This is a genomic window from Neisseria sp. P0021.S007, from assembly GCF_051956855.1.
The window spans coordinates 1-488 of the sequence record NZ_JBQCXA010001393.1 but is presented as its reverse complement, the minus strand read 5'-3'; the positions used below and the strand labels follow the sequence as shown (position 1 = coordinate 488).

Here is a 488-nt window from a genome sequence, read left to right as displayed (position 1 = left end):
TCGTCGGCTGCATCGACAATTGCGTCGGTCAGCTCGACTTCTTCGTCGTCTTCGTCTTTGCTGGTCAGCGGGTGGTAGAGGATTTCGACGGGATAGGTGCGCCCGCTCACTTCCAGCACGGGCGCGCCGTTGAAGTGTTTGGAGAAGCGTTCTGCGTCTATGGTTGCCTAGGTGATGATGACTTTTAAATCGGGGCGACGCGGCAGTAGCTGTTTCAGGTAGCCTAGCAGAAAGTCAATGTTCAGGCTACGTTCGTGCGCTTCGTCGATGATAATCGTGTCGTAGGCGGCGAGATAACGGTCGGTCTGCGTTTCCGCCAGCAGGATGCCGTCGGTCATCAGCTTGACGCAGGCATCGTGCGAGGTGTGGTCGGTAAAGCGCACTTTATAGCCGACCGTGCTGCCGATTTCCGATTTCAATTCTTCGGCAATCCGCTCCGCCACTGAGCGCGCAGCCAAACGGCGCGGCTGGGTATGCCCGATCAAACC

1 pseudogene is annotated in these 488 nt (G+C 57.6%); it reads right to left on the bottom strand.

The annotated features are described in order from the left end of the window. Positions 1-488, bottom strand: a pseudogene (locus tag ACTHUR_RS19350) (ATP-dependent RNA helicase HrpA); the annotation flags it as partial.